At 37.4% G+C, this 23,761-nt stretch carries 21 protein-coding genes and 1 pseudogene; 10 read left to right on the forward strand and 12 right to left on the reverse strand.

All coding sequences use genetic code 11. From position 1 onward, the window contains the following. Positions 1 to 327: 327 nt before the first annotated feature. Genes MUB24_RS10575 through MUB24_RS10585 form a run of 3 tightly spaced genes read right to left on the reverse strand, consistent with a single transcriptional unit; the run spans position 328 to position 3,338 of the window. A complete protein-coding gene (locus MUB24_RS10575) occupies positions 328 to 1,056 on the reverse strand; it encodes a transporter substrate-binding domain-containing protein (RefSeq protein ID WP_244703817.1) in 729 nt (242 codons plus the stop codon). After that, on the reverse strand, positions 1,034 to 2,236 hold the full coding sequence (locus tag MUB24_RS10580; protein ID WP_244703819.1) for an aminotransferase class I/II-fold pyridoxal phosphate-dependent enzyme: 1,203 nt from the start codon (positions 2,234 to 2,236) through the stop codon (positions 1,034 to 1,036). Before MUB24_RS10580 ends, MUB24_RS10575 begins: the two co-directional genes overlap by 23 nt. Continuing rightward, positions 2,226 to 3,338 carry an iron-containing alcohol dehydrogenase family protein gene (locus MUB24_RS10585; RefSeq protein ID WP_244703821.1) on the reverse strand — a complete coding sequence of 371 codons (1,113 nt, stop codon included), beginning with the start codon at positions 3,336 to 3,338 and terminating at the stop codon, positions 2,226 to 2,228. The genes MUB24_RS10580 and MUB24_RS10585 overlap by 11 nt, the downstream gene beginning before the upstream one ends. A gap of 558 nt (positions 3,339 to 3,896) precedes the next feature. On the opposite strand from MUB24_RS10585, the gene MUB24_RS10590 reads away from it, so the two are divergent. Next, positions 3,897 to 4,436: a TetR/AcrR family transcriptional regulator gene (locus tag MUB24_RS10590; RefSeq protein ID WP_244703823.1), complete on the forward strand. Its 540-nt coding sequence runs from the start codon at positions 3,897 to 3,899 to the stop codon at positions 4,434 to 4,436. A gap of 375 nt (positions 4,437 to 4,811) precedes the next feature. Here MUB24_RS10590 and MUB24_RS10595 read toward each other — a convergent pair. After that, positions 4,812 to 5,293: pseudogene (locus tag MUB24_RS10595) on the reverse strand (Tn3 family transposase); the annotation flags it as partial. A 94-nt stretch (positions 5,294 to 5,387) separates the two neighbouring features. Between MUB24_RS10595 and MUB24_RS10600 the strand changes: the two are divergent. Continuing rightward, positions 5,388 to 5,810 carry a DUF2383 domain-containing protein gene (locus tag MUB24_RS10600; protein WP_244703826.1) on the forward strand — a complete coding sequence of 141 codons (423 nt, stop codon included), beginning with the start codon at positions 5,388 to 5,390 and terminating at the stop codon, positions 5,808 to 5,810. Positions 5,811 to 6,031: 221 nt separating this feature from the next. Here the strand turns inward: MUB24_RS10600 and MUB24_RS10605 are convergent, their stop codons facing one another. Continuing rightward, a complete protein-coding gene (locus MUB24_RS10605) occupies positions 6,032 to 6,460 on the reverse strand; it encodes an ATP-binding cassette domain-containing protein (protein WP_244703828.1) in 429 nt (142 codons plus the stop codon). A gap of 213 nt (positions 6,461 to 6,673) precedes the next feature. Between MUB24_RS10605 and MUB24_RS10610 the strand changes: the two genes are divergently transcribed. After that, positions 6,674 to 7,432 (forward strand): SDR family oxidoreductase, encoded by a 759-nt coding sequence (locus MUB24_RS10610; RefSeq protein WP_244703830.1) that lies wholly within the window; start codon positions 6,674 to 6,676, stop codon positions 7,430 to 7,432. Positions 7,433 to 7,595: 163 nt separating this feature from the next. Then, on the forward strand, positions 7,596 to 7,832 hold the full coding sequence (locus MUB24_RS10615) for a hypothetical protein (RefSeq protein WP_244703832.1): 237 nt from the start codon (positions 7,596 to 7,598) through the stop codon (positions 7,830 to 7,832). Here MUB24_RS10615 and MUB24_RS10620 read toward each other — a convergent pair. The 6 genes from MUB24_RS10620 to MUB24_RS10645 form a co-directional block, all read right to left on the reverse strand. Beyond that, a complete protein-coding gene (locus MUB24_RS10620) occupies positions 7,803 to 8,819 on the reverse strand; it encodes an oxidoreductase (protein ID WP_244703834.1) in 1,017 nt (338 codons plus the stop codon). The two genes, MUB24_RS10615 and MUB24_RS10620, sit on opposite strands and share 30 nt — an antisense overlap. A 104-nt stretch (positions 8,820 to 8,923) precedes the next feature. Then, positions 8,924 to 9,835 (reverse strand): PTS system mannose/fructose/sorbose family transporter subunit IID, encoded by a 912-nt coding sequence (locus MUB24_RS10625; RefSeq protein WP_244703836.1) that lies wholly within the window; start codon positions 9,833 to 9,835, stop codon positions 8,924 to 8,926. A gap of 18 nt (positions 9,836 to 9,853) precedes the next feature. After that, positions 9,854 to 10,657 (reverse strand): PTS mannose/fructose/sorbose transporter subunit IIC, encoded by an 804-nt coding sequence (locus tag MUB24_RS10630; protein WP_244703838.1) that lies wholly within the window; start codon positions 10,655 to 10,657, stop codon positions 9,854 to 9,856. A gap of 32 nt (positions 10,658 to 10,689) precedes the next feature. Next, on the reverse strand, positions 10,690 to 11,661 hold the full coding sequence (locus MUB24_RS10635; RefSeq protein WP_244703840.1) for a mannose/fructose/sorbose PTS transporter subunit IIA: 972 nt from the start codon (positions 11,659 to 11,661) through the stop codon (positions 10,690 to 10,692). Positions 11,662 to 11,782: 121 nt separating this feature from the next. Beyond that, a complete protein-coding gene (locus tag MUB24_RS10640; protein ID WP_244703842.1) occupies positions 11,783 to 12,184 on the reverse strand; it encodes a DUF956 family protein in 402 nt (133 codons plus the stop codon). 322 nt (positions 12,185 to 12,506) lie between these two features. Then, a complete protein-coding gene (locus tag MUB24_RS10645) occupies positions 12,507 to 16,259 on the reverse strand; it encodes a S8 family serine peptidase (protein WP_244703844.1) in 3,753 nt (1,250 codons plus the stop codon). A gap of 470 nt (positions 16,260 to 16,729) precedes the next feature. Here MUB24_RS10645 and MUB24_RS10650 point away from each other — a divergent pair, with 470 nt between their 5' ends. From MUB24_RS10650 to MUB24_RS10670, 6 genes are all read left to right on the forward strand, one after another. Further along, positions 16,730 to 18,181 carry a capsular polysaccharide export protein, LipB/KpsS family gene (locus tag MUB24_RS10650; protein ID WP_244703846.1) on the forward strand — a complete coding sequence of 484 codons (1,452 nt, stop codon included), beginning with the start codon at positions 16,730 to 16,732 and terminating at the stop codon, positions 18,179 to 18,181. Between the two features lie 25 nt (positions 18,182 to 18,206). Beyond that, the gene (locus MUB24_RS23255) at positions 18,207 to 18,584 is read left to right on the forward strand and encodes an aldo/keto reductase (protein WP_313898442.1); all 378 of its coding nucleotides are present in this window, start codon (positions 18,207 to 18,209) and stop codon (positions 18,582 to 18,584) included. 8 nt (positions 18,585 to 18,592) lie between these two features. Further along, positions 18,593 to 19,069: an aldo/keto reductase gene (locus MUB24_RS23260; protein ID WP_313898443.1), complete on the forward strand. Its 477-nt coding sequence runs from the start codon at positions 18,593 to 18,595 to the stop codon at positions 19,067 to 19,069. Between the two features lie 16 nt (positions 19,070 to 19,085). Then, positions 19,086 to 19,793: an acylneuraminate cytidylyltransferase family protein gene (locus tag MUB24_RS10660; protein WP_244703848.1), complete on the forward strand. Its 708-nt coding sequence runs from the start codon at positions 19,086 to 19,088 to the stop codon at positions 19,791 to 19,793. Continuing rightward, entirely contained in the window at positions 19,780 to 20,766 is a 987-nt protein-coding gene (locus MUB24_RS10665) for a Gfo/Idh/MocA family oxidoreductase (RefSeq protein WP_244703851.1), read from the forward strand. The genes MUB24_RS10660 and MUB24_RS10665 overlap by 14 nt, the downstream gene beginning before the upstream one ends. Before the next feature lie 274 nt (positions 20,767 to 21,040). Further along, positions 21,041 to 21,991 (forward strand): Gfo/Idh/MocA family protein, encoded by a 951-nt coding sequence (locus tag MUB24_RS10670; RefSeq protein WP_244703853.1) that lies wholly within the window; start codon positions 21,041 to 21,043, stop codon positions 21,989 to 21,991. Positions 21,992 to 22,240: 249 nt separating this feature from the next. Here the strand turns inward: MUB24_RS10670 and MUB24_RS10675 are convergent, their stop codons facing one another. Next, a complete protein-coding gene (locus MUB24_RS10675; RefSeq protein WP_244703854.1) occupies positions 22,241 to 23,137 on the reverse strand; it encodes an endonuclease/exonuclease/phosphatase family protein in 897 nt (298 codons plus the stop codon). Positions 23,138 to 23,761: the final 624 nt, after the last annotated feature.

Here is a 23,761-nt window from a genome sequence, read left to right on the forward strand (position 1 = left end):
AAAACGCATTTTCCTGACGCTACCCCTAATTACGCAAAAAAAAGAATTAGTGATGTTAGTGCTACATTCTAAACTTACATTAAATGAGCCTTTGTGGTGGATTAAAATTTAAAACGGCAAAATGTAATTAGGCTCCTTCTACACGAAGAAGCCAATCCACTATTTTAATAATAATAGAAAATCTTTCCTTCTACTGAAATCAATTAAAAATGCGATAAATTTCTCGTTATTCCTCAGAGGTAGTATCATCTCCATAATATTTTTTCGAGATTTCAGCTAGTGTTCCATCGGCTCTCAGCTTTTCTATTTCTGCATTAAACGCTTCTCTTAACGCATCCCCTGTTCTGTTTTTGCAAACGGGAAACCAATTTCTGACTTCTTTAAGTCATCTTCTAATATTTTCAGAGGTAATTTAGATTTATTTATTGTTGCTTGCAAAATTGGTTTTCCTTGGACATAACCTGCTACAGCACCCTTAATTGTATCCAATTGTGGACCATCTCTTGTTTCATATTGTCTGACTTCAATATCTAATCCATTTTTCTTCACATAATCTTCCAATACATTAATTTTATTTGACCCCAATACACCAGCAACTGTTTGTCCATTTAAATCCTTTACAGAATCATAAGGACTATCTTTAAGAACAGCAATCCCTGTACTTGTATAAGAATAAGTTGTGGAGTAATTATATTGCTCTGCCCTTTCTTCAGTATATTCAAAGGCATTAGCAATCGTATCCAGTTTTCCGACCGCTAGCTGCCCTACTAACCCTTCAAAACCTGCCAATGTCCATTGCACTTCATACCCTAAATTATTTGCAATCGTTTCAAGTACTTCCACATCAAAACCGATTAATTTTCCATCCTCTTGATAAGAGTTTGGGAAACTTTGACCAGTTGCGCCAACGCGAATAACTTTTTCATCTGAAGTTTCGCTTTTACTAGCAGTTTTCGTTGATTCTTCTTGAGAATTAATAGAATTACTACAAGCTGCTAATAGATTTATTGAAATAACAAAAATAAGAAGTGCATTAAGCTTTAGAAAGTTTTTCATTTTTATTCCCCCGCTTCCTTATTAAAAATCTCTTTATTCGCTCAAATGATTCTTTCAATTGTTCCAAAGAGGTCACCAAACTAATGCGAATCCATCCCTCTCCGTTTTCACCATATATGCTGCCTGGAACCACGGCTACCAGCGTTTCTTCTAGTATTTGTTCGGCAAATTCAACCGAATTCATTGGTAACGGGACTTTAGCCCAAAGGAAGAATGTACCTTGTGGAGCAACATACACCCAATCTAGTGTTTTTAAAAATGCTTCAACTAACAATTGCCGCTCATGATATAGCTCTCTTAAGGCATTCCGTTCGGCCTGTTGATGTAATAGAGCAAACACAGATGCATCCTGAATTCCTCCAAAAACACCGCCAACAGCATTTTGTAAATAGGCACTTAAATGTTTGATAAGCGATTCATTCCCTACCGTAAATCCACTCCGCCAACCAGCCATATTAAACGTTTTGGAGAAGGTGTAAATTTCCACTCCTACTTCGGCTGCTCCAGGAATAGATAAAAAACTGATTGGCTTTTCATCCGTATAGTAGATATCGGCATAAGCAAAATCATGAATGACTGCAATTCCATATTTATTGGCATAAGTAATCGTTTCTTCGAAAAATTCCCTTGTGGCATTTGCACCTGTGGGATTATTTGGGTAATTTAAAAATAAAATCTTCGTTCTTTGACTGACTTCCTCTGGGATGCTTGAATAATCAACTAAAAAATTATTTTTCTCGCTAATCGGAACAAAAAACGGTTCACCACCTGCCAACTCAACAGCCGCTTGATACCCAAAGAAACCAGGATCAGGAACCAATGCAATATCCCCAGGATTTAAAAGGGCTTGTGCTAATCCGGATAAGGCTATTGTAGAGCCATTCATGATCGCAACCTGATTAGACGAAATATTTGCTCCATACTCCTTTCGATAAAAATCCACAATGGCTTCTTTAAACTCTTGTTTTCCTCCATAAGGTGGATAACCATGGTTTTTCTTATCATGTATGGCTTCTTGCAGGCACTCCACAATACGCGGGAATGTTTGCTGATCCGGATTTCCTCTTCCCAGATTAATTACCTGCTTATCTGATTGCTGAAGTTCTTTTATCCGTTTGTTTTGAACGACTAAATATTTCGGCTTTAATTTACCCAGACGTTCAGAGCAATCAAAATGCATTTAACCCCACCTCATTTTCCGTAATAAATATTTCTAATTTTTGCAAGCCATCTATTACTTTTTGCTTGGTTAGCTCCATTGGCAATGCATAAATTCTAGAGGATGGTCTTAAAATTTTATCAGCCATTTTTTCAAGGTCACCTTTCTCAGGAGATAAATGCAAATCTCTCCAGCATATTGGTAACTTCAATTTTTTGTATAAAGGAACTAATTGTTTTATTTCTTCATAATTTTCTTCCAAACTCAACTGAAATAATATTCCGAACGCAACAAGGCTGCCATGTAAATGTCCCTTTTTCCCCAAACTGACATATCCGTAATTAAAGGCATGTGCGCCAACGCTTTGCCCGAATTTTCCTCCTAAACCTCCAACAAGACCAGCTAATGCATAAATCGTATCAATCATGCGAGAGAAGTCTGCATTGCTCTTTTTAGCTTCAGCAGCTAGAATAGCAGCTTCACCCCATTTTAAAATATTATCTCTACATTGCTTAGCAGCAGTATGAGACAGTTCCAATGGAATGGATATTTCTTCACTTGTTAATTTATTAAAACGAATTTTACTTTCATACCATTTAGCCAAGGTATCGCCAATACCAGAAGTCAAATGCTCGATTGGTGCATTAACTAATAATTCTGGTTCAACCATTACCATATAATTTGATTGACTATGTCGTATCGTACCAAGATGGTCTCCTTCAGCAGAATAAACAATACTGATTGGAGTGAAGCTAGCACAATTTGAAGGCAATGTAGGAATTAAGATACAAGATATTTTTGCTTTACTTGCCACCGCTTTTACCGTATCTAAAACCTTTCCTCCACCAACTCCTATTATGGCATCATGCTGGTGGTGTACGGCTTCGCTCCATATTCGGTCTATTTCTTCATAGCTGCATTCACCAGCAAACATAATTTCTTTATAGGGATTCTGAAATTCAGTTTCGGGCCAATAAGGTTGAACAGCCTGCCACGACTTTTCCCCATGAATGATTAATGGAAAATGTATGTGGTTGTCTTCCAAAAACTTCGGTAGTGTATTAATTACTCCTAGATAATGATAATAATTTTGAGGGCCAAAACGATGCACTAAATCGATCAATGATTAACCTCCTGAACCTTCTCTTTATCTTGTAAAGAGTTTAATTTTCTATTATTCTAATACAATTACTCGGAATTATCAAGCGTACTTTTCTGAATCTTCTAATCTATAGTAATTTTAAAATTCCAGGAGCGGTTGGTGACTAGCAGTTTTATAAGAAACCCACATGATTTTACACTCACACCCCAGGATGAAAATTTTATTTTCACAGAAAAAGAGCTACTTCTCTTTCCCTCTTTTACAATAGCGATGTGCAAAAGGAAGCAAAAAAAGAAGTGCTCTTTTATAAAATAAATTGATTATTTTCTTAGAAAGCGATGTCTAAACCCATTTTTGTCAAAAGCTAGCCAGCCTAAATTATTCTTTGTATCAATCATCGAACCATTTGCCAATACTCGATGGGGTAGCGTCAGGAAAATGCGGATTTACAACGCTAAGCACATTTCCAAGACGATCCCCCTATTTTCAACAACGTTAAGACAGTTTTAGTGGTCTTAGAGAATCTAAAGCAATCATTTTTTCAGAATTAAAACGGTACTCTCCTAGTAAATTGAGAAGATGGCAGTTGTGAATGCAGCGCTAAAGCTCTTTAAAGAGAAAGGCTTCGTTCATGTTACCATAATGGACATTGCCGCTGAATCCGGCGTATCATCCGTATCGCTGTACAACTACTTCGGCAGCAAAGAAGGGATTGTCAAGGAATGCGCGAACGTCTTGATGCAGGATACCCTTCGTTTGGCCAAGGAGATTATGAACCAGGACATCGAATTCAAGGATAAAATCATTCAAATTATGGATTATTGTGCCGATCAGGACTATCAATTACTTGGTTCGCCTGGTGCCGTAGAGGACCATGTGCTATCGAGTCTCTATAGTGAGAATACGAATCAAATTCGAATTCAAATGATTCAAGAGCTTATGGAACTTGCAAAACAGAAAGGAACGATTCACGCTTCCGCTTCTCTGGAGACAGTATTAGAACTGTTAAACGCGATTGGAGAGCTTCAACTAGCTTGGGCGAAATCAGGTAATTATAAAGAAAAGATGACTGAAATGAACCGTCTGTTGTTATTCGGGTTGATTGGCGATGATAAGTAATCCGTGCAGTAAATAAAAAACTCGATCACCGTATTGTTTTGAAAGTGAAGACAGTTTGCTAAGCCAAGATGGTCCAAGTGTAACTTTGAAATAAAGTTTGAGCAAAAACACCTAGCAAACTCTTATTTTATGATAAATAAGAAAAATCCCTTTTGAATAAAGATTGATCAAAATGAATGCTTCTTTACCAGATTTAAGTTTGGTTTTTATAAAAAAGTTTGATCATTTCAGTAAATCCTTCTTCAACTAAGGGCGCGTTAATGGGATAAGCGATTAAAGTTTTTAAACAACTTTATTTTTACACCGTCCACATTTTCGGACGGTGTAATGCGTTTTTTCAGCTTCAAAAATACACAACTTTATTGTCATTACACACCAGACACTAATGGCATTAATAATTATGTTTAAAGCACTGGCTCTTTGCAATTGATGCTGTATGGTCCGTTCCTAAGCTCTCCTTGTTTCCCGAAAAAAATAGCTCTTGCCAGTCCATTCATTGCTTCTCCTTTATTTAAACCTCTTCGTATTTTCTCCTTAAAGATTCATCCGAAATGTAATTCAGAATAAAAATTGTTTTTTCGATTCTTCCCATCTCACGTAAGGCTGTAGCTAAGCTGTTTTGTCTTGAATAAGATCCTAACTTTCCCATAATCAAGGATGCCGAAACTGTCCCTTCTCTTATAGAATGAGCTAATCGCAAAACGTCCTCATAATTTTCTTTAATAACCTTTTGTATTTATTTGTCCACGTAAAATAGTTTCTAGTTTTGGATACTCACTTGCTTTATCTATTGTAAATAATTTTGAATCCGATAGATCTCTTATCCTTGGGGCAAATTTAAATCCTAATAAATGAGTATGATTAACATAGTTCAAATGAATGTTAACATCCTCTTTTAGGAATAATATTTCTCAAAAAGCAAAATCTATATTAAAGATAGGAGTGAAGCTTATGAAAAATAGGATCGTGCAAGAATTAAACGAATTCCTTGAAGGAAATTATATGGCGATTCATGCTTATGAAGATTTTATTGAACATTTGGAGGATTCGGAGGCCAAACAGGTTCTGCAAGACATTCAACAAGGACATAAACAACATGCTGCGAAGATTGCTGAGCGAATCCAACATCTTGATGGTGTTCCCGTGGATGATGTTGGTCTAAAAGGGAAAATGGTAGAATTTATGAAAAATATGAAAGGCACAGCTCATGGCAAAACAGAGATTTTGAAAGATGCCTTAGTCGGAGAAAAACGAGGAATCGACGTTTCCAAACAATTACTAAAAAACGACCTAGACCCTGAAAGCTTAAACCTTGTGAAAGAAATTTTAAGCCATGATGAAAAACATGTTGATCAACTAAATCAGTTACTTTAACTACAGGTAAAAAAGGGATGTAGGAGTGACCTTTGAAAATTTATGCTCAGCGAAAGGAGCGGTCAGTAGGAAAATCCGTTCCATCCTATTTTTGAATGTATCATAACCTGAGAGACGTCTAAATAGTACGTCTCTTTTTTACGATCATATAGCTCTATTAGATTTTCGGGTATCATGATCAAGCAATTCCATCCCGCCGCGAACGATTGCATATTCCTCTTCTATTTCGTGCAATCCCTTTGAAAAGACAATCTGTCCCTTTTGGATAAAGGTGATATAGTCGGCAAGGGATGATAAATCACCCATAATATGAGTCGACAAAAAATGGTCTTGTCCTCATCCAACATGACTTCGTGCAATAGCTCCATCCATTCTCTGCGAAAAATCTGATCAAGATCAGTTGTTGGCTCATCCATTATGAGGAGATCAGCATGGTGCGATAACGCAAGTGCGAGAGAGGCTTTTATTTTCATTCCATCTGAGAAAGTCTTCATATTTTGTCGAAGGGGAAGTTCAAACCTATCACAATATTGGTTGAATAAAAGATCATCCCAGTGTCGATAGCAAGGAGCAATTAGCTTCTTCATATCGCGCAAGGCCAACTCTTCATACAAAATCTCAATCCACTCTTTAATCTCTTTCAGCGACAACCCAACCTCTTTACTATTGGCAATGACTACTACGCATTGAAAGGAAGAAGTCTATTTTAAATTATAGTTGCTAAACTTGCTTACGACGCCGGAGTACAAACACGCAAACTCTCCTCCGCGATTATTAGTATGACATTTCATCTTTTATTATTGCCTTCAAGCGCACTTTAAGGATTATACTATGGTTGAATGATTATCAAGGAGGGAATTATCATGGCGAAGTTTGATACATTGAAAGATAAAGTAGTGGTTGTTGCAGGCGGCGGCAAGAATCTTGGTTCCTTAGTAAGTAAAAAGTATGCTGAAGATGGCGCAAAAGTAATTGTACATTACCACAGTGAATCTTCCAAAGTCGAGGCAGAGCAGACGGTTAATTCGATTAAATCTAATAACGGAGAGGCTGCTTTATTTAGAGGAGATTTAACTGAGGCAAGGAGGATGAAAGAACTGTTTGATTATGCCGTTGACACGTATGGTATGGTTGATATTGCGATCAACACTGTAGGTAAAGTACTCCGAAAGCCTATAGAAGAAACAACTGAAGAAGAGTTTGAAAGTATGCAGGATATTAATGCAAAGGCTGCGTACTTTTTCATCAAAGAAGCAGCCAGGCATATGAACAATGACGGAAAAATTATTACGTTAGCTACATCACTTTTGGCAGCTTATACAGATGGATACTCCACTTATGCAGGTGGAAAGGCTCCGGTTGAGCATTATACTCGAGCAGCTTCAAAAGAACTGATGGAGCGTGGTATTTCTGTAAATGCGATTGCTCCAGGACCAATGGATACACCTTTCTTTTATCCTCAAGAGACAGATGAAAGAGTCGAATTCCATAAGTCACAGGCAATGCATAATCAATTAACGAAGATTGAAGATATTGCACCGGTTATTCACTTCTTGACTACTGACGGATGGTGGATTAACGGTCAAACAATATTTGCCAATGGAGGGTATACAACCCGCTAATCAAAGGGAGAGAATTTACATGCGTTGCTTTTTTCAGAATATGCTCCATTGACAACGATATCTATCCTAGCTTCCAATGGTGATGCAAAAGCGAGTAGAAAGGTTGCCATTTCTAAACGCTCTTTTGTTAATGACTTGACGAAAGAAATGATTAAACTGTCACATGAACAAGGGGCTTTACCATCATGATATATTTGCTATTGGCGTGGTAGTGAACGTTGAAGAATTGCTTGGTCAAGAGTCAAAGGAACAGCTCCAAAAAGAACTAGAAGCTTCATTTGGTTTTACGGCTGTTGTTGATTCCGACAAAAATAATATTCGAAAAAAACTGCTGCAAAACGCTATATTTGCGTTTTGTCAGCAGGAACCCTTATTGCAAGTTTCCAACCCCAGTTTCTAATATTTCCATTTGTAACAGTGTCTGTTCATCTGTAATAGTTTTATCTTTACCATTGATGATGGCATGATATAAATCATCATAGACTCTTCCATAATCACCATTTACAGATTTTACTTTTTCTTCATGAATCGTACCTTCTTCATCCATATAGGTCAGTACACCATAATGATGGATTGTATCTACTCCAAAATCTTTGTGATCTGGCATGTAAAATAACTTCAAATGTTCTTCCTGACGATCTTTGGTTTCTTTCACAAAGCAGCCTTTTTTGCCATAAACGACGAAGCTAGGCCTTTCTTTTAGTCTAAAATAACTAGATTTTACCGATACTTTTAACACTCCATAATATAAATCTAAATCAAAATAATCATTCATTCTTCCTTGTCCTAATAATTGCCTTACATCATAATGGATATGATCCGGCTTTCCGAAATAGCTGATAACCTGATCGAGTGTATGACAGCCATGCGCATATAAAAATGACTCAAGAGGATTAAAAGAATGCACAGCCTTTGGTACTTCGGGACGATAATAATCAAAATGCATTTCTATTTCTAGCAAATCCCCTAATTTTCCTTCTTCGATCACCTTTTGCACGGTTAAAAAATCACTATCAAAGCGTCTGTTTTGATAAGCCTGGACAATTAACCCTTTCTCTCTTGCCAATGCAAATATTTCTTTTGCCTGTTCAGAGGTTTCCATAAAAGGCTTTTCAACCAAACAGTTTTTATTATGTTCTAATACTAATTTTGTGTATTCATAATGACTGTCCACTCTTGTACAAACCACAATCAGTTGAATGTCCTTGTCATGTAATAGCTCATCTAAATCAGAAGTATAATGTACTCCTGCAATCCGCTCCCAACTTTCATGATCAGGATTTCTTTGATAAATTGTTTTTACCTTTATATTCTCTCTTTGCAGGACGAACGGCAGATGATATCTGTTCGTGCTTTTCCCATTTCCGATATAACCAATCGTAAGCATAGTAACCCCCTAAAATTGATAAAATGAATGCTTGATGCCATGCCAGACAAAATTCAGAATTTTGACTAGGCATGGCAACTTTCACTAGACAAGAGTCTTACTTATTACATTAAGTGTATTAAATGGAAAACGATACCTACCGCGAACAATCCAAGAATCATAATGATGGGAGAGACTTTCTTTCTAAGTAACCACATGCTTAGAAGTGTTAACGCCAACCCAGCTAAACCAGGAATTAAGCTATCCAGGTTCTCTTGTAAAGTCGTTACTTTGTCAGGGGTCAATGAGAGACCTTCTTCTTGTTGGAGCAAAGCCGTTTTAATCCCTTCTGCTCCTGCAGGCAATTTATCCCAGTCTATATAGGCCCCCTCATCAAGCTTTACTTCAGATACAACTGGTGTGAATTGGACAGTAACCCATCGATTCACTAATGCACCAAGGATGAACATACCCAGTATCGAGGCGCCTTTGGTTATATTTTGAAGTAAGCCACCAGATAAGTCTTCCGTAACTCTTGAACCAGCTTTGTAACCAAATTCTTGTGTATACCACATGAATGCCATACGAATGATATTCCATGCAACGAAGTAAATAATTGGACCAAGTATATTACCGTCCATAGCAAGAGAAGCCGCTAACGCACCAAGGATTGGTTTAACCGTGAACCAGAATACAGGATCCCCGATACCTGCTAAAGGCCCCATCATCCCAACTTTAACCCCTTGAATGGCTGCGTTATCAACTGGCGCACCATTTGCCCGTTCTTCTTCAAGCGCTAAAGTGACTCCAATAATAGGTGAAGCTACATAAGGGTGAGTATTAAAGAACTCTAAGTGACGTTTTAATGCAGCAGCACGGTCTTCTTTAGTTTTATATAATCTTTTGATTGCGGGGATCATTGAAAATGCCCAACCACCGTTTTGCATACGTTCATAGTTCCAAGAACCTTGAATGAAAGTAGAACGCCACCAAATAGCAATCCGATCTCTTCTTGATAATTTCATTTCTTTTGCCATTTTTATTGTCCCTCCTTCTTAGTAATTATCAATAATATCGCCTAGTGGATCGCCGGTATTATTTCCGCCATTACCTGAGCCGCCTTGTCTGGAAAGCGCTAAATAGATAAGTGCAAGAGCCACCCCGATCGCACCTAAACCGATAAGTGTAATTTCTGAAACAGTCGCTAATACGAAGCCAATCGCGAAGAACGGCCATACTTCTTTTGTAGCCATCATGTTAATCACCATCGCATAACCAACGGCTACAACCATTCCCCCACCAATTGCTAAACCGCTTGTCAACCAATCCGGCATCGCTTCAAGCAATTCCCTAACAGGAGCTGCACCAATTGCTAAGATTAATGCAGCTGGGATTGCAATCCGTAACCCTTGCAAGATGATCCCGACGATGTGCCATAATTCAACTTTTCTAATGTCTCCTTCATTCGCTGCAGCATCCATTAAATGAACCAATCCTGTAGCAATGGTACGGACGATGATCGTTAATAATAAACCAGCCACTGCAAGCGGAACGGCAATCGCGATTGCCGATGGCACACCAGCTTCCCCTTGTCCACCTAAAATTAAAATAATGGCAGATGCAACGGATGCTAACGCAGCATCCGGTGCGACGGCAGCTCCAATATTGGCCCAACCTAAAGCAATCAATTGAAGAGTACCGCCTAAGATAAGACATGGCACTAAGTTTCCTGTAACTAAGCCGATTAACGTACAAGCAATGATCGGTTGGTGGAAGTGGAATTCATCCAAAATTCCTTCCATACCAGCTAAAAATGCGACGATAACGACTAATATGATTTGAATCACATTTAAATCCATTATTAATCCCTCCGTTTTCTCTGATATTAGGGTTATTTTTGTTTATTTAACTCTGCTTGAGCCCTCCTAAGAATTTCATCCATATTCCCTTTCGAGTCGCTTGGAACTTTCCGCACATCAAATTTCAAACCAGCTTCCTTCAATTTGGCGAACGCATCAATATCTTCCTGACTAAAGGCCAAAACCTTATTCGGTTGAACTTTACCGGGTGAATGGGCCATCGAACCAACGTTGATCGTCTCCAATGGTACGCCGCCTTCAACCGCTCTAACCACATCTTGTGGATTTTCGAAAAGAAGTAACGCACGCTGACCGCCGAAATGTTGATCATCTTTTGCAAGTTCGATCATTTTTTTGACAGGAACAACATGTGCCTTTACACCTGAGGGAGCAGCCTGTTGGATCAATTTCTTACGAAGTTCATCTTTAGCTACTGCATCAGATACCACGATAATACGTGTAGGCCGTGTCGTTTTTGTCCAAGCAGTTGCTACTTGTCCATGAAGTAAACGAGAGTCAATACGTGCTAATACGTATTCAAATGTACCAGGTGTTCCTACATTTGATGGTCCGGCAGCATCTGTAGCAGTAGTCTCTGCAGGTGCTAATTCTTCAGGTTTTACTTTAACCCCCTCTTTAGCCGTGCCCAAAATATGCGCGGCAATTTCATGCGCTGTGTTCATTGAGAAGCGTGATGCATAGGCTTCAATCAACATCGGTAAGTTCATCCCCGCAACGATTGCCCATTTGTCTTTTTGTTCTTCAGACAAGCTGTTGGCTTGATTGAAAGGAGTCCCCCCCCAAAGATCGACTAGGAATAATACTTCGTCTTGGTTGTCGAAAGAGGCAATGGCTTCCTGCATTTTTGCCTTTATATCTTCAGGTCCTTCGCTCGGCATTAATGTAACAGCCTTTACATTTTCTTGCTCACCAAAGATCATTGCTCCAGATTGCATGATTCCCTTGGCGAATTCGCCGTGACTAGCAATGACAATTCCTACCATTTTTTTACCTCCTATTATATTTATACAACTAAATGAACATTTGTAAAAGTATACAACTGTCTTTTAGTTGTACTATTTCAGCTTATTTAACAGCAAAAATAGGGTGTTGAATAAACCGCTTTTATTCTTTGCCCGTCTTGGATGTAAAACTATTATTCTTTCCTTTTTTCTTTAATCCGCGTTTGATCACATCAAAGAAACTTAATGATTGGACCATATGATTCGGATCAACATATTCACGAATGGTTCGTAAAACTTTTTTCGGATCTTTAGAAGAAAACGAAAACATCCCGTTTCGCTTCGTTTGTATGGCATAACGTGGGATCCATTTTCCTTTGAACATAACGGAAGCGATCACGTGATCAACTTCTTCCCAAGGGATTTGAATAAACTTACGCGCATCACGATCATTGAAGAATTCAAACCCCTTATCTCCGATCATGATCTTACCATATTCTGAAATTCCCATATGTGAGGTGGCATCAATAACTAAATCGACTTTTGTATTGATTGATTGGACCATTTGATGCACTCCATTTCTTTCCTTTAGACTAATTATAATCTTTTTTTTGCTTTAAGCAAAAAGATACGTAGGAAAAATAAGAAAAGCGCAAGCGCTCGTTTAGCGACGTACAAACTTTTTAGGGGCCTGACGAGATAAAGGAAACACGATGAACCCGAAGGGTGAATCGATGTTGACTTACGCAAGCAGGCACCGAAAGTTTGCTAGTCGCTGGGCGCTGGAGCTAGATCCAACATTAGCCAAAATTTATACTTTCCTATCCTGGAACACAAAAGTCAGCATCCAATTGAATGCTGACTCTTTGAGGAGGTGTCCCTACTTTTTAGTTAAACCAGCCCCAAATAATTCCAATGATTCCATGGATAATGCTGATGATGCTGCCAACTGAACCATGGTCATGGCCTTTATTTTTGACTTGCTTTTCAATCGTAACTCTTTCTGTTGTTGAATGGCTGCCTAGGTCGACAACTTCGAATTCGAACTCGTTTTTGCCGTCTTCTAATGCAAGCTCCAAATCAATTGTTTTATTAAAACCTTTCATGCCATATGGACTGGAAAGATCCTGTTTGAACTCTTCATTGCCATTAACATACAACCGGATATCATCGAAATTATCCTTAATGTCTACGGAAACTTTTACTGTATCCGTTTTTACTTTCTTCTTCGCCTTTACCTTTATCTTGGCTTTTTCTGAATCTAGGAAGAAGCGTCGACCAATTTCTGTTTCATTTCCTGCATTATCGACTGCTTTGATGTGATAGAAATAGAAATCATCTTGTTTATGCTTGATCGTTAAGGAGAAATCATAACGATCTTTTTCCTCATCATAGACAAGCTCGGCTTTTTGGCCATCAATGGTTACTTCTTTCACACCGGATTCATCGGAAACATAGCCAGAAAATACTACTGCGCGATCTGTTTCCACTCCAAGATTCTCAGGAGTTAGTAAATGCAAATCAGGAACTGTTGTATCTACTTCTACTGCTTCTTTCTCAACCTGATTGCCTGCATAGTCGACTGCAACAACCGTTAGCTTCTGATCAGCACTAGGTGCATCCGCAAGCTTATGCTCCGTTTCACCATTCGTGTACGGTTTATCAAGAACAGATTTTCCATCCACTAACACGTCCCAGTATGCTACACCGCTACCAGCATCTGCTGCAGACACGAGTACCTTATTCTTTTTCGCATCAAATGAAGCTTCTAGCTCTGGAGCCGTTGTGTCTAGTAATACTGGTATTTCTGTGGACTGTCTCTTTGCGCCATCAAAATCAACCGCTGCTTCTACCTGCAAATAATACTGGCCATCCTTTGCTAGCTTCCCATTTACTTTTCCATCCCAGGCTCTTGATGATGACAAGGAGTACATGGGTGCACGCCCACCATCATAATAGTTTTTGCGTATATAGTCTTCTGTTGTTATTTTACGGACGATCTTTTTATTTTCATCCAACACATTAAATTTGACATCTTTTGCGTTCCGTAAGAAGGACAAAATAATGATTGCTTTGTCCTGTATGCTGTCACCATTTGGTGAAAAGGCAATTTTAGCAGGATCGATTGCACCTGTATTCAAGTCTTCCCCGAGGAATCCATAATCCTCTTCCCCAATTGGCGTTACAACACCAGTCATTCCATAGTACGTGTCAGAATCCCACATTGGACGATCGAAAATTGGTGCTTGGTCCCAATCCCCCATAAAGCCAACATATGGGACAGAAAGCTCTGGATTGGAATCAGTCGGATCTGTTAACGTGACGAAGCCTTCTAACCAATAACCATTTTCAAAAAATGCCTCTTTTAATGTTTCATCATATTCTCCCAGGTCCACAGTTATAGACAGTGTGACAGAGCCATTGGCAGGAACCTCGACTGTACTTACTGCCTTGCCATTAACGGCTGCAGTGGCATAGCCAGCATCTGTTAAATCAAGTGCGCCGAACTGGTTTGGTACAACTATGAGATCACTGCCGTTTTGAACCGGTGCATCTGTCTGGGCATTGGCTTGCACATCATAGGAAACCGCCTCATCAGTGAAGTTTGTTGCAGTCAATTCAAAGGTAACTTGGTCATCCTTAATTTCCTTCAGGGCCACCTTAGCTTCATTTGTTTTGGATTCTGTTACCATTACTGGGGTAGAAAGGGCTGCATGAAGCTGCATCAAGCCGGCACCCTGACGACGTGGTGATACGAAGGCTCCATTTAGATCCACTACTTTTGCCGTGTTCATCATAATGTTTTTTGCACGGTTTACACGATCCGCATTTTCCAGCCCAAATTCATCCTCAATACGCTCAAATACAAGTGCTGCTCCTCCAGCAATATGTGGTGCAGCCATGGATGTCCCACTCTTGATACCGTATTGGTCATCGTTTAATGTAGATAAAATTTGTCCACCAGGAGCAGTAATTTCAGGTTTGAAATCCAGGTTCGGTGTTAATCCCCAAGACGAGAATTCACTCATTTTTTCTGCATCTGGATTTGGTGTCCCTATTTTTTCTCCATTAAAGGTAATAGAAACATCCTTTCCATTCTCCAACGCTTCCGCAAGCTTGTCTCCATCACTTTTCAGCATAAATAAATGTGGGATTTTAATCGCATCATCGGACGCCATATTGACGATTCCATCTGTATTGTTATAGATAAAAATACCTGCTGCACCAGCTCCCTGTGCATTTAACGCTTTAGCTGTAAAATCTAGCTCACCGCGTTGAACTAATGCATACTTTCCTTCGATATCTTTCCCTTCAAAATCCTCCGGCGCTCCGAGACCCGCTTCCACTAATTCATAGGTCTTCCCTTTTGCTGGGCTTGTTTTTCCAGCCGATAGGAACGGTGCTTCCGCAGTTTCTCCATCGATGGAGTACTCTACTTCGTCTACTTCGATAAACGAATTTTCATAGGAGGCAACTTGAGTGGCGTCATAAGCCAATCCTGGTGAACCACTAATACCATAGTCCGGATTGGACGCCATTGGGTAGTAATATCCATCCGCAAACATATTGGCGTTTCCAGCCGAAATGGCCATGAAAATACCATTGTCAACCGCACGTTTTACCGCTTGCTGTTCCGGTGATTCTGGATCCACAGAACCAGCTGGTGAGCCAAGGCTCATATTCAATACGTCCGCTTCTAGCTTGATTGCATCATCAATTGCTTTAATATAAATGTCACCATAAGTGGATTGCATTTCCGGATCGTTACCGAAAACCTTCAATGCTAGAAGCTGTGCCTCTGGAGCCACCCCTTTAATACCACCGTTATCTTCATCCCCATTTGCTCCAACCGTTCCAGCAACGTGCATTCCATGCATGCCTGCCTCCCGGTAGATCTCACGGATTTCGTTATTTTCATCCATATAGTTGTAGCCATAAGGGACTTTTTCTGTGTAAAACTTCCCGGGTAATGCTTCATTCGAAACTTTTTCCGCTACAGATTGTTCGGTAAGTTTGGCTGTAGAATTGTCCGTCAGCACCATATCACGGTGGCTTGGATCAATACCGCTATCAATAATACCGACAACCATGCCTTCCCCTTTCACCCCATAATCGCGCCATGCTTGCTGTGCTTCAACTAATTCCTTACTGTATTTCATATCTGGTTCAGCAATTGGCCGCTCGTATTCATTTACGACATATACTGCTTTAACATCAGGAATTTCCTTAATTCCATTGATGTCTTTTTGTTTGATCTCTGCACTAAAGCCGTTGACAACGGTATCAAATTCCTGCAAATACTTCGGTTTAATTTTTTTATTTTCTATTTCACTTTTTACTGCCTTTTGTTTCGATCTTGCTTTATTATGAAGTTTCTTTTTTTCTGCTTTAGAAAAGCTTTTGAACATGACACCTTTTTTCGTAGCAATCTCAATCGGTGCCTCTTCCTTCATTTCGATAATAACACGAACTTTCTTATTTGGATCGACCGTTTCCGTCAACTTATCTGGGACAAGTTCGGTTCTTTTATGTAGTTCCTTGGTGACTTTTTGCGGTGTGATATCACCCATTTTGGCGAACGTGACATTACTAAATGCCATTAGAAAGATTAATAGAAAAATTCCAATACGTTTAAACATATCCTTCCCCCTTTTGTTATTTTTGCCCCTGACAGCGCTTAATTAGTGGCATCTCTACTATCCTCATATTCTAGTTCATCTCCTTCTATTCTCTTGACTTATTATTCAGACAATATAATGGTAGATAATTTGTAATTGTGTAACAAGTGTTAAAAGTACTATAACTTTATATGTATTTGCAGTATGTTCAGTAAATATCGTACTCTCTAAAATATCTGAAATGATCTGTATAAATGTTTTACAACACAATCCATTTACACTGGTTCCATACATTTGAAGAACTATTGAAAAAGTTAATCATTCGACTAATGTTCGTTTTCAAATCCACGTTGAACCTAACACACTCAAAGTACTTTAGAATACATTAGAATAAGCCAAGTTATTATGTGGTTGCTTTTCTATTTAGTTGTTAATCACTAGAAAAATGATGTGCGAACAAATTTAAGGATATTTCTGAAGGTGGAATGAAGTTGAGTATCTATTTATCTAATTATTGGTCTCTTTACAGTGACTTTATTAATCTTTTAAAAGATGTAAAATATCGGGAAATTCCTATTGCACTCATGACTAATTTTTATCAACAAATCAACGATGATCTTAAGAAAGAAATGGAACATCCTGACTTTGCCACAAGGTTAAACGATGCAAGTATCAATGAGTTAAGCCAGATTCAACCTTTTTTCGAACAGATATTATCTCCTTTAAAGAAACCATTAAAGCGCCAACCAAATGGCAAAATCCTCATTAACCAAGACTACACAAGAATTCCAGTAAATGTACTGCAAGAACATTTTAGTCCGAAACATACCATCATATTATCACGTTCTAAAAATACCGATATTCATGGAATCCCGAATGAATTCAATGGTCAGTTTAAGAAGGAAACAAATAAAATCTCTGAACAATTAATTAGTGAGGTGCGTTTTATATTTGAAAAACAAGAGGACCATCCCGCTCTTAGTCATTCCTTTTTCGTCAACACATTCTTACAAAGAATTTCTATGATTGTAGAGACATTGGAATTAGTTTTCAATTTATTTGATCAAAGACATATCGCAACAGTATTGATAGGTACAACAGAGGATATCGGTAGTCGAGCGCTGGCAGTTATTGCATCTATGAGAGGAATTCCTTGTATCTGTTTACAACATGGTCTTCTGATCGGTGAAGAAGCTTTTATTCCAATGTTTGCAAGCTATGCAGCAGTATACGGTGAATATGAAAAAAGATGGTATTTGGCAAGAGGTTTAGAAGCAGAGAGAGTCAAAGCAATAGGTCATCCCAAGTTTGACGAAATCTTTCATTCTTCCCGATTACCTAAAAATGTGTTTTTAAAGAAATATCAACTAGACCCTAATAAAATAACATTATTAATTGCAACTGGCCCTTATTTAGATCGACTTAAGTTCACAACGATGATCTCCGAGTTGGTTAAAAATAAGAATTACCAAATATTAATTAAGCCACATCCGTGGGAAATAGGTAAGAATAAAATTGATCTATATAGGGAAATAGGAAGCAAATCTAAATCAGTCCATATCATTACTGATAGAAAAGTGAATACACATGATTTGATTTTCCATTCAGATGGGGTATTAACTACGCTTTCAACCGTTGGATTAGAAAGTCTTTTATTTAATAAACCCGTTTTTATTTATTATTTCATAGAACATAATCGATATTACGACTATTATGATCGATTAAGCAAATTCATGAATCATGATCCTTTAGAATTAACTAAGGTTATTTCTTTATATTTTAATTCCCAAATAAAAACAGAATATGAGAATATAAAGAATCAATTTTTACTTGATTCATATGCAAGTAAAACATCTGGTAAAGAACTTTCCAATTTGATTTTTCAATTATCTGGTGTAAGGACAAAACAATTGGAATTTGAGCAGAAAAGCCCATCCTATTAAGCTAAAAAAATATGGGGTTGATATAGTGGAACTTGCTTTAGGTACAGTCCAATTAGGAATGAAATATGGTATCCAAGGAAATGAACAGCCTGATGTAGAGCATGCATTGAATATTTTGAATGAAGCATATGCTTCTGGTATTCGAACATTGGATACATCATCTGTATATGGTACAGCGGAAGATGTATTGAATCAATTTCTTCATCAACCACATATCAATAAAGATCGAGTTCATGTCATAACAAAATTTAATGGCAATGTTGAAAATATAGAACAAGCAATATATTCGAGTTTATCTAGACTTGGGATTCGTTCGTTAGATGGTTATCTGCTCCATGATGCAGACCAGGTATTTAACCTTCATGCAATCAATTCCCTCGCTGAGTTAAAAAAAAACAACTAACTAAAAAAGTGGGTGTATCCGTATATACACCGACACAAGCATTAAAAGCATTGGAATATAAAGAGATTGATATCATTCAAGTACCGTATAATATTTTGGATAGACGGCTTGATCAGTGTGGATTTTTTCAAAGAACAAAAAAAGAAGGCGTCACTGTCTTTGCGCGTAGTGTCCTATTACAAGGATTGTTAACAATGAATGTGAACGAACTTCCCCCACAATTACAGGCAGCCAAACCGCTTTTAAATGATTTTGAAAATCTCTGTAAAAAAGCAAATGCTACACGATTAGAGGCAGCTATCAGCTTCGTACATGCACATGAGGGTATTGATTTTGGAATCATTGGGGTCAATACTTTACAGCAACTCAATCAAATTTTAAACATTTTCAAGAAAAAAAGAAATGATCGTCTGATTGATCAATTGGCCAATCACTTTAATCATGTGGACGAAAAAGTGATAAATCCGACACGATGGAATAAATAAATAGGGAGATGAATAGATGATCGCTCTAATACCAGCTAGGGGAGGATCAAAAGGTATCCCAAGAAAAAATATAAAAAATCTAAACGGCTCTCCCCTTATAAGTTATACGATAAAGGCAGCTTTGGAAGCAGGTTGTTTTTCCCGAGTAATTGTATCGACTGATAGTCAAGAAATAGCTGATGTGGCTAAACAATTCGGTGCTGAAATTCCCTTTTTACGCCCTCACGATTTAGCTACTGATTCAGCTTTGGCGATAGATACTTATTTATATACAATGAATCGTTTACGGAAAGAAGGATCCAAAGATACCGATATTTTTACCGTATTACTCCCAACAACTCCGTTACGAACGGTGAAAAATATTCAAGAAGCTATCTTACTGTTCCATGAACATGAGCCATCTTCACTCGTTTCCGTTACGAAAGCACCGATACCATTAGATTGGTATATGGTTAAAGATAATGAAAACATTTTACAAAAAGTGATAATCAATGACTCTGAAAAACTAAAAAATAGACAAGATGAACGCGATTATTTTATCCCTAATGGGGCCATTTACATTTTACGCAGCAAACTATTAGAAACAACAGGTAATTATTATTTTGAAAATACGATAGGATATGAAATGAAACCTGAAGAATCGATTGACATTGATACCCCCTTTGAGTTCTTTATGGCAGAATGCATCTTAAAAGAAAGGTTCAATTTGTATGAGTGTTCCTGACTATCATTCAAAATATAGGGATTTTCCATACCACAATAAAAGCCTGAAAATCGGTATGGTCGGTATGACTGAAGGCAATGGTCACCCTTACTCATGGAGTGCAATCTTTAATGGATACAACCCTGAAGAAATGAAGTACAACCCCTTTCCTTCCATTTATTTCTATTTAGAACAGCAACCTGAAAGCACTTTTGGTATTCCTGGAGCAAAAGTGACCCATGTATTTTGCGATAAAAAAAATGACGCAGAAAATATCCAGCGTTGCAGTCTGGTCGACCATGTCGTTCGTCAACCTGAAGATATGATTGGAAGCGTCGATGCAGTCATTATAGCAACAGATATCGGTTCAGAACATGTAGATCGCTGTAAACCGTTTATTGAAGCAGGCGTACCTTTATTTATTGATAAACCCCTCGTCGATCATATGAATGATTTAAATACATTTTATAAGTGGAAGAAAGCCGAAGGTCGATTTATTTCCTCAAGCAGTATGCGTTATTCAAAAGAAATCGAGCCTTATTATCAATCTGCATATGAATTAGGAAACCTGCGATATATCGGTGCTTATAGCCCCCAAAAATGGGAAACATATGGTATCCATTGCTTAGAGGCCATATACCCCATTTTGGGTCCAGGTTTTCTATCCATTCAAAATACTGGAACAAAGGAACGTAATTTTATTCATCTGATCCATCAATCTGGATGTGATGTAAATATTGTCGTGTCCAATGATATGTATAGTGCGTTTGGCAATATAGTTCTCATGGGAACTTCATCTGCTGTTACGATTCATATGAAGGATCATTTTTATGCTTTTAAAAAACAGCTTCAGTTATTTGTACATTATCTTCGTACTGGTGTAGAGCCTATTCCTTTTAATGAAACGATAGAATTAATGAAGTTGGTCATTGGGGGTATACAAAGCCGAGATGAAGGTGGACGAAGGATTATGTTAGATGAGATGAATATATGAAATAACAAGAATCAATTTCATAATAAGGATTTCAGTGTTAAAACCCGAACAATGTTGATTAACGCTCCAGGCAGACGCTTTTCGCGCAAATCAACTAAATTCAAAATATAGATTGGTTATCAATGTGATTTTCCTGGATCTTAATATTCGTATAATTCACTATAAAAGTGTCATGAAATGCTCCACATTATAATTAGACAATATATAGATGCAAAATAAAACATACACCGGGAATATAGTAACCTCGTGTAATTTTAGAAATGAGGCATCGCTTATGGGAAAGCACTACAGAATAGCAATCATTGGTTTAGGTTCCATCGGTCGACGGCATTTAAAAAATATGGTGAATGTTTTAACCGAACGAGGGGCCACATTTTCCATTGACATAATAAGAAGTAACAAGGGAAAAGAGTTGGAATCTGATATATCCCCGATGATTAACCAAATCTATTATTCACATAAATTAGTTCCCAGTAACTATGACGTGATATTTATAACAAATCCAACTCATCAGCACTATCAAACGATACAGATTTATGCAGATAAAACTAAACATATGTTTATTGAGAAGCCTGTTTTCGACCAGCCTCATATGAACGTAGATTCCCTTGGATTAAAGCGTGATCATATTTACTATGTAGCTTGTCCACTTAGATATTCTGAAATTATTCAATATCTCAAGGAAAACCTTGACATCGAACATGTTTATAGCGCCAGAGTGATTTGCTCTAGCTATCTGCCTGATTGGAGACCAGATGTTGATTATAGAAAAATTTACAGTGCTCACAAAGACCAAGGTGGCGGTGTAGCATTAGATATGATACACGAATGGGATTATTTATGTTATCTCTTTGGTTACCCTAAAAAAGTATTAAATATTAAAGGTAAATTTTCAAATTTAGAAATTAATAGCGAGGATATTTCCCTTTATATCGCAGAGTATTCAAAAATGACTACAGAAGTCCATTTAGACTATTTTGGTCGACATCCACTGAGAGAAATACAGATATTCATGGAAGATGAAGTGATTATAGGAGACTTCATAAAAAATGAATTGCGATTTTTAAAGAAAGATACAGTTCACAAATTCAAACAACAGACCAATGATATATATCATAAAGAAATGGACCACTTTTTTGATATGATCGAAAATAAAGCAACCAATTTTAATAACGTAACAGATGCCGTTAATACTTTAAGAGTTGTAAATGGGGTTGTAGAATGATTGTGAAGAGAGAAGACTATCAGTAGCAGATTCCCGAAAGGGTTAAAGAATTTGTGTCAATTCTCTGCCCCTACAAAGATATTGACCAATTGATTAATCTAATACTACTTTATCGTAAATCGTTTATCAAAAAAATAAATAGGCAACTCCTGCTGTGTTAGTTGCCTACTCTTTATAGTTTTTCGATAAAATTTCGACGTGGCTTAAATAGTGACCGCAGATCATTTAAAGACGTAGTGGTGAAAATGTTTATTTTTTGTAAGTTAAGGAGATGTCAGCAAGCACAGGGAAATGATCACTTGGAAATTGTCCATTCTTCTGGTAGTTAACGATTTTAATTTCATTAGTCGTTAGGTTTCCTTTCCCGAGAATCCAGTCAATACGCTTGTTAGGTCCGTTACCAGTAGGATCCTTAAAATTATTAAATGTTCCAAAGTCTTCATTAGTTCTTGTCTTAGCGGCTTCCCATAAATCAACAAATTCTCCATCAGTTGTTAAAGTTTGATGTGGAAGACTATTTGGCGCAGCATTAAAGTCGCCTGTTAAAATTACCGGTAGCTTTGGATCAAATTGTTTTGTTACTTTAAGAATTAATTCTGCACTTTTTTCTCTTGCATTGGCCGATCGATGATCAAAGTGTGTATTAACGAAATAGAACGGTTTGTTGCTTTTTTTATCAAGGAACTTTGCCCAAGTAACCATTCTCGGATTATTATTTCCCCATGTTTTTGAACCAACCACTTCTGGTGTGTCTGACAACCAAAAATAGTCATACTCCAGTATGTTGTAATTATTTTTCTTATAAAAAATAGCGGAGTGTTTTCCATGAGTTCCGCCAATCAAATTATATTCGGGTAAAGTATTTCTTAAATCTTGCAGTTGCTTATTTAATAATTCTTGTGTCCCAATGATATCAGGCTTCTCCATGCTAATTAGTTTTCTAATGGCAGGTACCCTTTCATTCCAAGTGTGGGGGGAGGAATCCTTATTATTTTTGTATCTTAGATTAAAGGTCATCGCCTTTACATTTACCAATGTCGATTGATTTTTGTTTTCTGCTGCAAAACCTATAGAAGGTAACAAACCATTTAGGATAACAAATAAACCTGTTACCACAAACAATAGAAGTTTCAATATTTTCTTCAATTTCATTCCTCCTCGTTAAATTATATGACCGGAAGAAAACGTGCAAAAGTATTTTTCTCCATAAATGATTGTCAAACATGGAATAGCTAACGTACTAAATTGATAAAACTTTCTTTTTTCTATCCATAGCACGCCCACATAATCAAATTTATCCTTTATTATCTCTTTTGTTCAGATGTCTTATTCAATTAAATGTCCCATAAACACGACTTCAAAGTTATGTATAATTATTAGTTATTATAGGGTTTGCTTTTGAAAAATGATTATGTATTTCTAGGAGATTTTCTGTCAGGTACTTTAATCTTAGTTGAAGTCGCTGGGGATTTGTTGTTTTTTAATGTAAACCTATTATTTCATACACCAGAAAGTGTCAAAACAAGTATCTCCAAAAGTTTTAGTTGAGATTGCTAATTCATTTAGATGATAAATAGCTAATATAAATAAAAACACCTAATCACAAAGAAAGAATCCATTTTGAATTATCTTTTTTCAAAATGGATTCTTTTTATTTACTATAGGATGCAGATTTGAATAAAATTTTTAATCAAGCTTTATTCCAAAGCTACATCTTTTTTTGTTTTGGAAAGGTTCAGCTACCTTTTCGGCACCTAAAATGATGTTTTC

The sequence above is a fragment of the Lederbergia sp. NSJ-179 genome, assembly GCF_022867885.1.
Taxonomy (GTDB): Bacteria; Bacillota; Bacilli; order Bacillales; family Bacillaceae_C; genus Lederbergia.

Bases quoted from the DNA above. Each gene is read 5' to 3' on its own strand.
- MUB24_RS10615 (WP_244703832.1), top strand. From the start codon at position 7,596: ATGAACAAGGGGCTTTACCATCATGATATATTTGCTATTGGCGTGGTA.
- MUB24_RS10670 (WP_244703853.1), top strand. From the start codon at position 21,041: ATGGGAAAGCACTACAGAATAGCAATCATTGGTTTAGGTTCCATCGGT.
- MUB24_RS10635 (WP_244703840.1), bottom strand. From the start codon at position 11,661: ATGGTAGGAATTGTCATTGCTAGTCACGGCGAATTCGCCAAGGGAATC.
- MUB24_RS10645 (WP_244703844.1), bottom strand. From the start codon at position 16,259: ATGTTTAAACGTATTGGAATTTTTCTATTAATCTTTCTAATGGCATTT.
- MUB24_RS10610 (WP_244703830.1), top strand. From the start codon at position 6,674: ATGGCGAAGTTTGATACATTGAAAGATAAAGTAGTGGTTGTTGCAGGC.
- MUB24_RS10640 (WP_244703842.1), bottom strand. From the start codon at position 12,184: ATGGTCCAATCAATCAATACAAAAGTCGATTTAGTTATTGATGCCACC.
- MUB24_RS10600 (WP_244703826.1), top strand. From the start codon at position 5,388: ATGAAAAATAGGATCGTGCAAGAATTAAACGAATTCCTTGAAGGAAAT.
- MUB24_RS10630 (WP_244703838.1), bottom strand. From the start codon at position 10,657: ATGGATTTAAATGTGATTCAAATCATATTAGTCGTTATCGTCGCATTT.
- MUB24_RS10580 (WP_244703819.1), bottom strand. From the start codon at position 2,236: ATGCATTTTGATTGCTCTGAACGTCTGGGTAAATTAAAGCCGAAATAT.
- MUB24_RS10665 (WP_244703851.1), top strand. From the start codon at position 19,780: ATGAGTGTTCCTGACTATCATTCAAAATATAGGGATTTTCCATACCAC.
- MUB24_RS10590 (WP_244703823.1), top strand. From the start codon at position 3,897: ATGGCAGTTGTGAATGCAGCGCTAAAGCTCTTTAAAGAGAAAGGCTTC.
- MUB24_RS10620 (WP_244703834.1), bottom strand. From the start codon at position 8,819: ATGCTTACGATTGGTTATATCGGAAATGGGAAAAGCACGAACAGATAT.
- MUB24_RS10575 (WP_244703817.1), bottom strand. From the start codon at position 1,056: ATGAAAAACTTTCTAAAGCTTAATGCACTTCTTATTTTTGTTATTTCA.
- MUB24_RS10660 (WP_244703848.1), top strand. From the start codon at position 19,086: ATGATCGCTCTAATACCAGCTAGGGGAGGATCAAAAGGTATCCCAAGA.
- MUB24_RS10625 (WP_244703836.1), bottom strand. From the start codon at position 9,835: ATGGCAAAAGAAATGAAATTATCAAGAAGAGATCGGATTGCTATTTGG.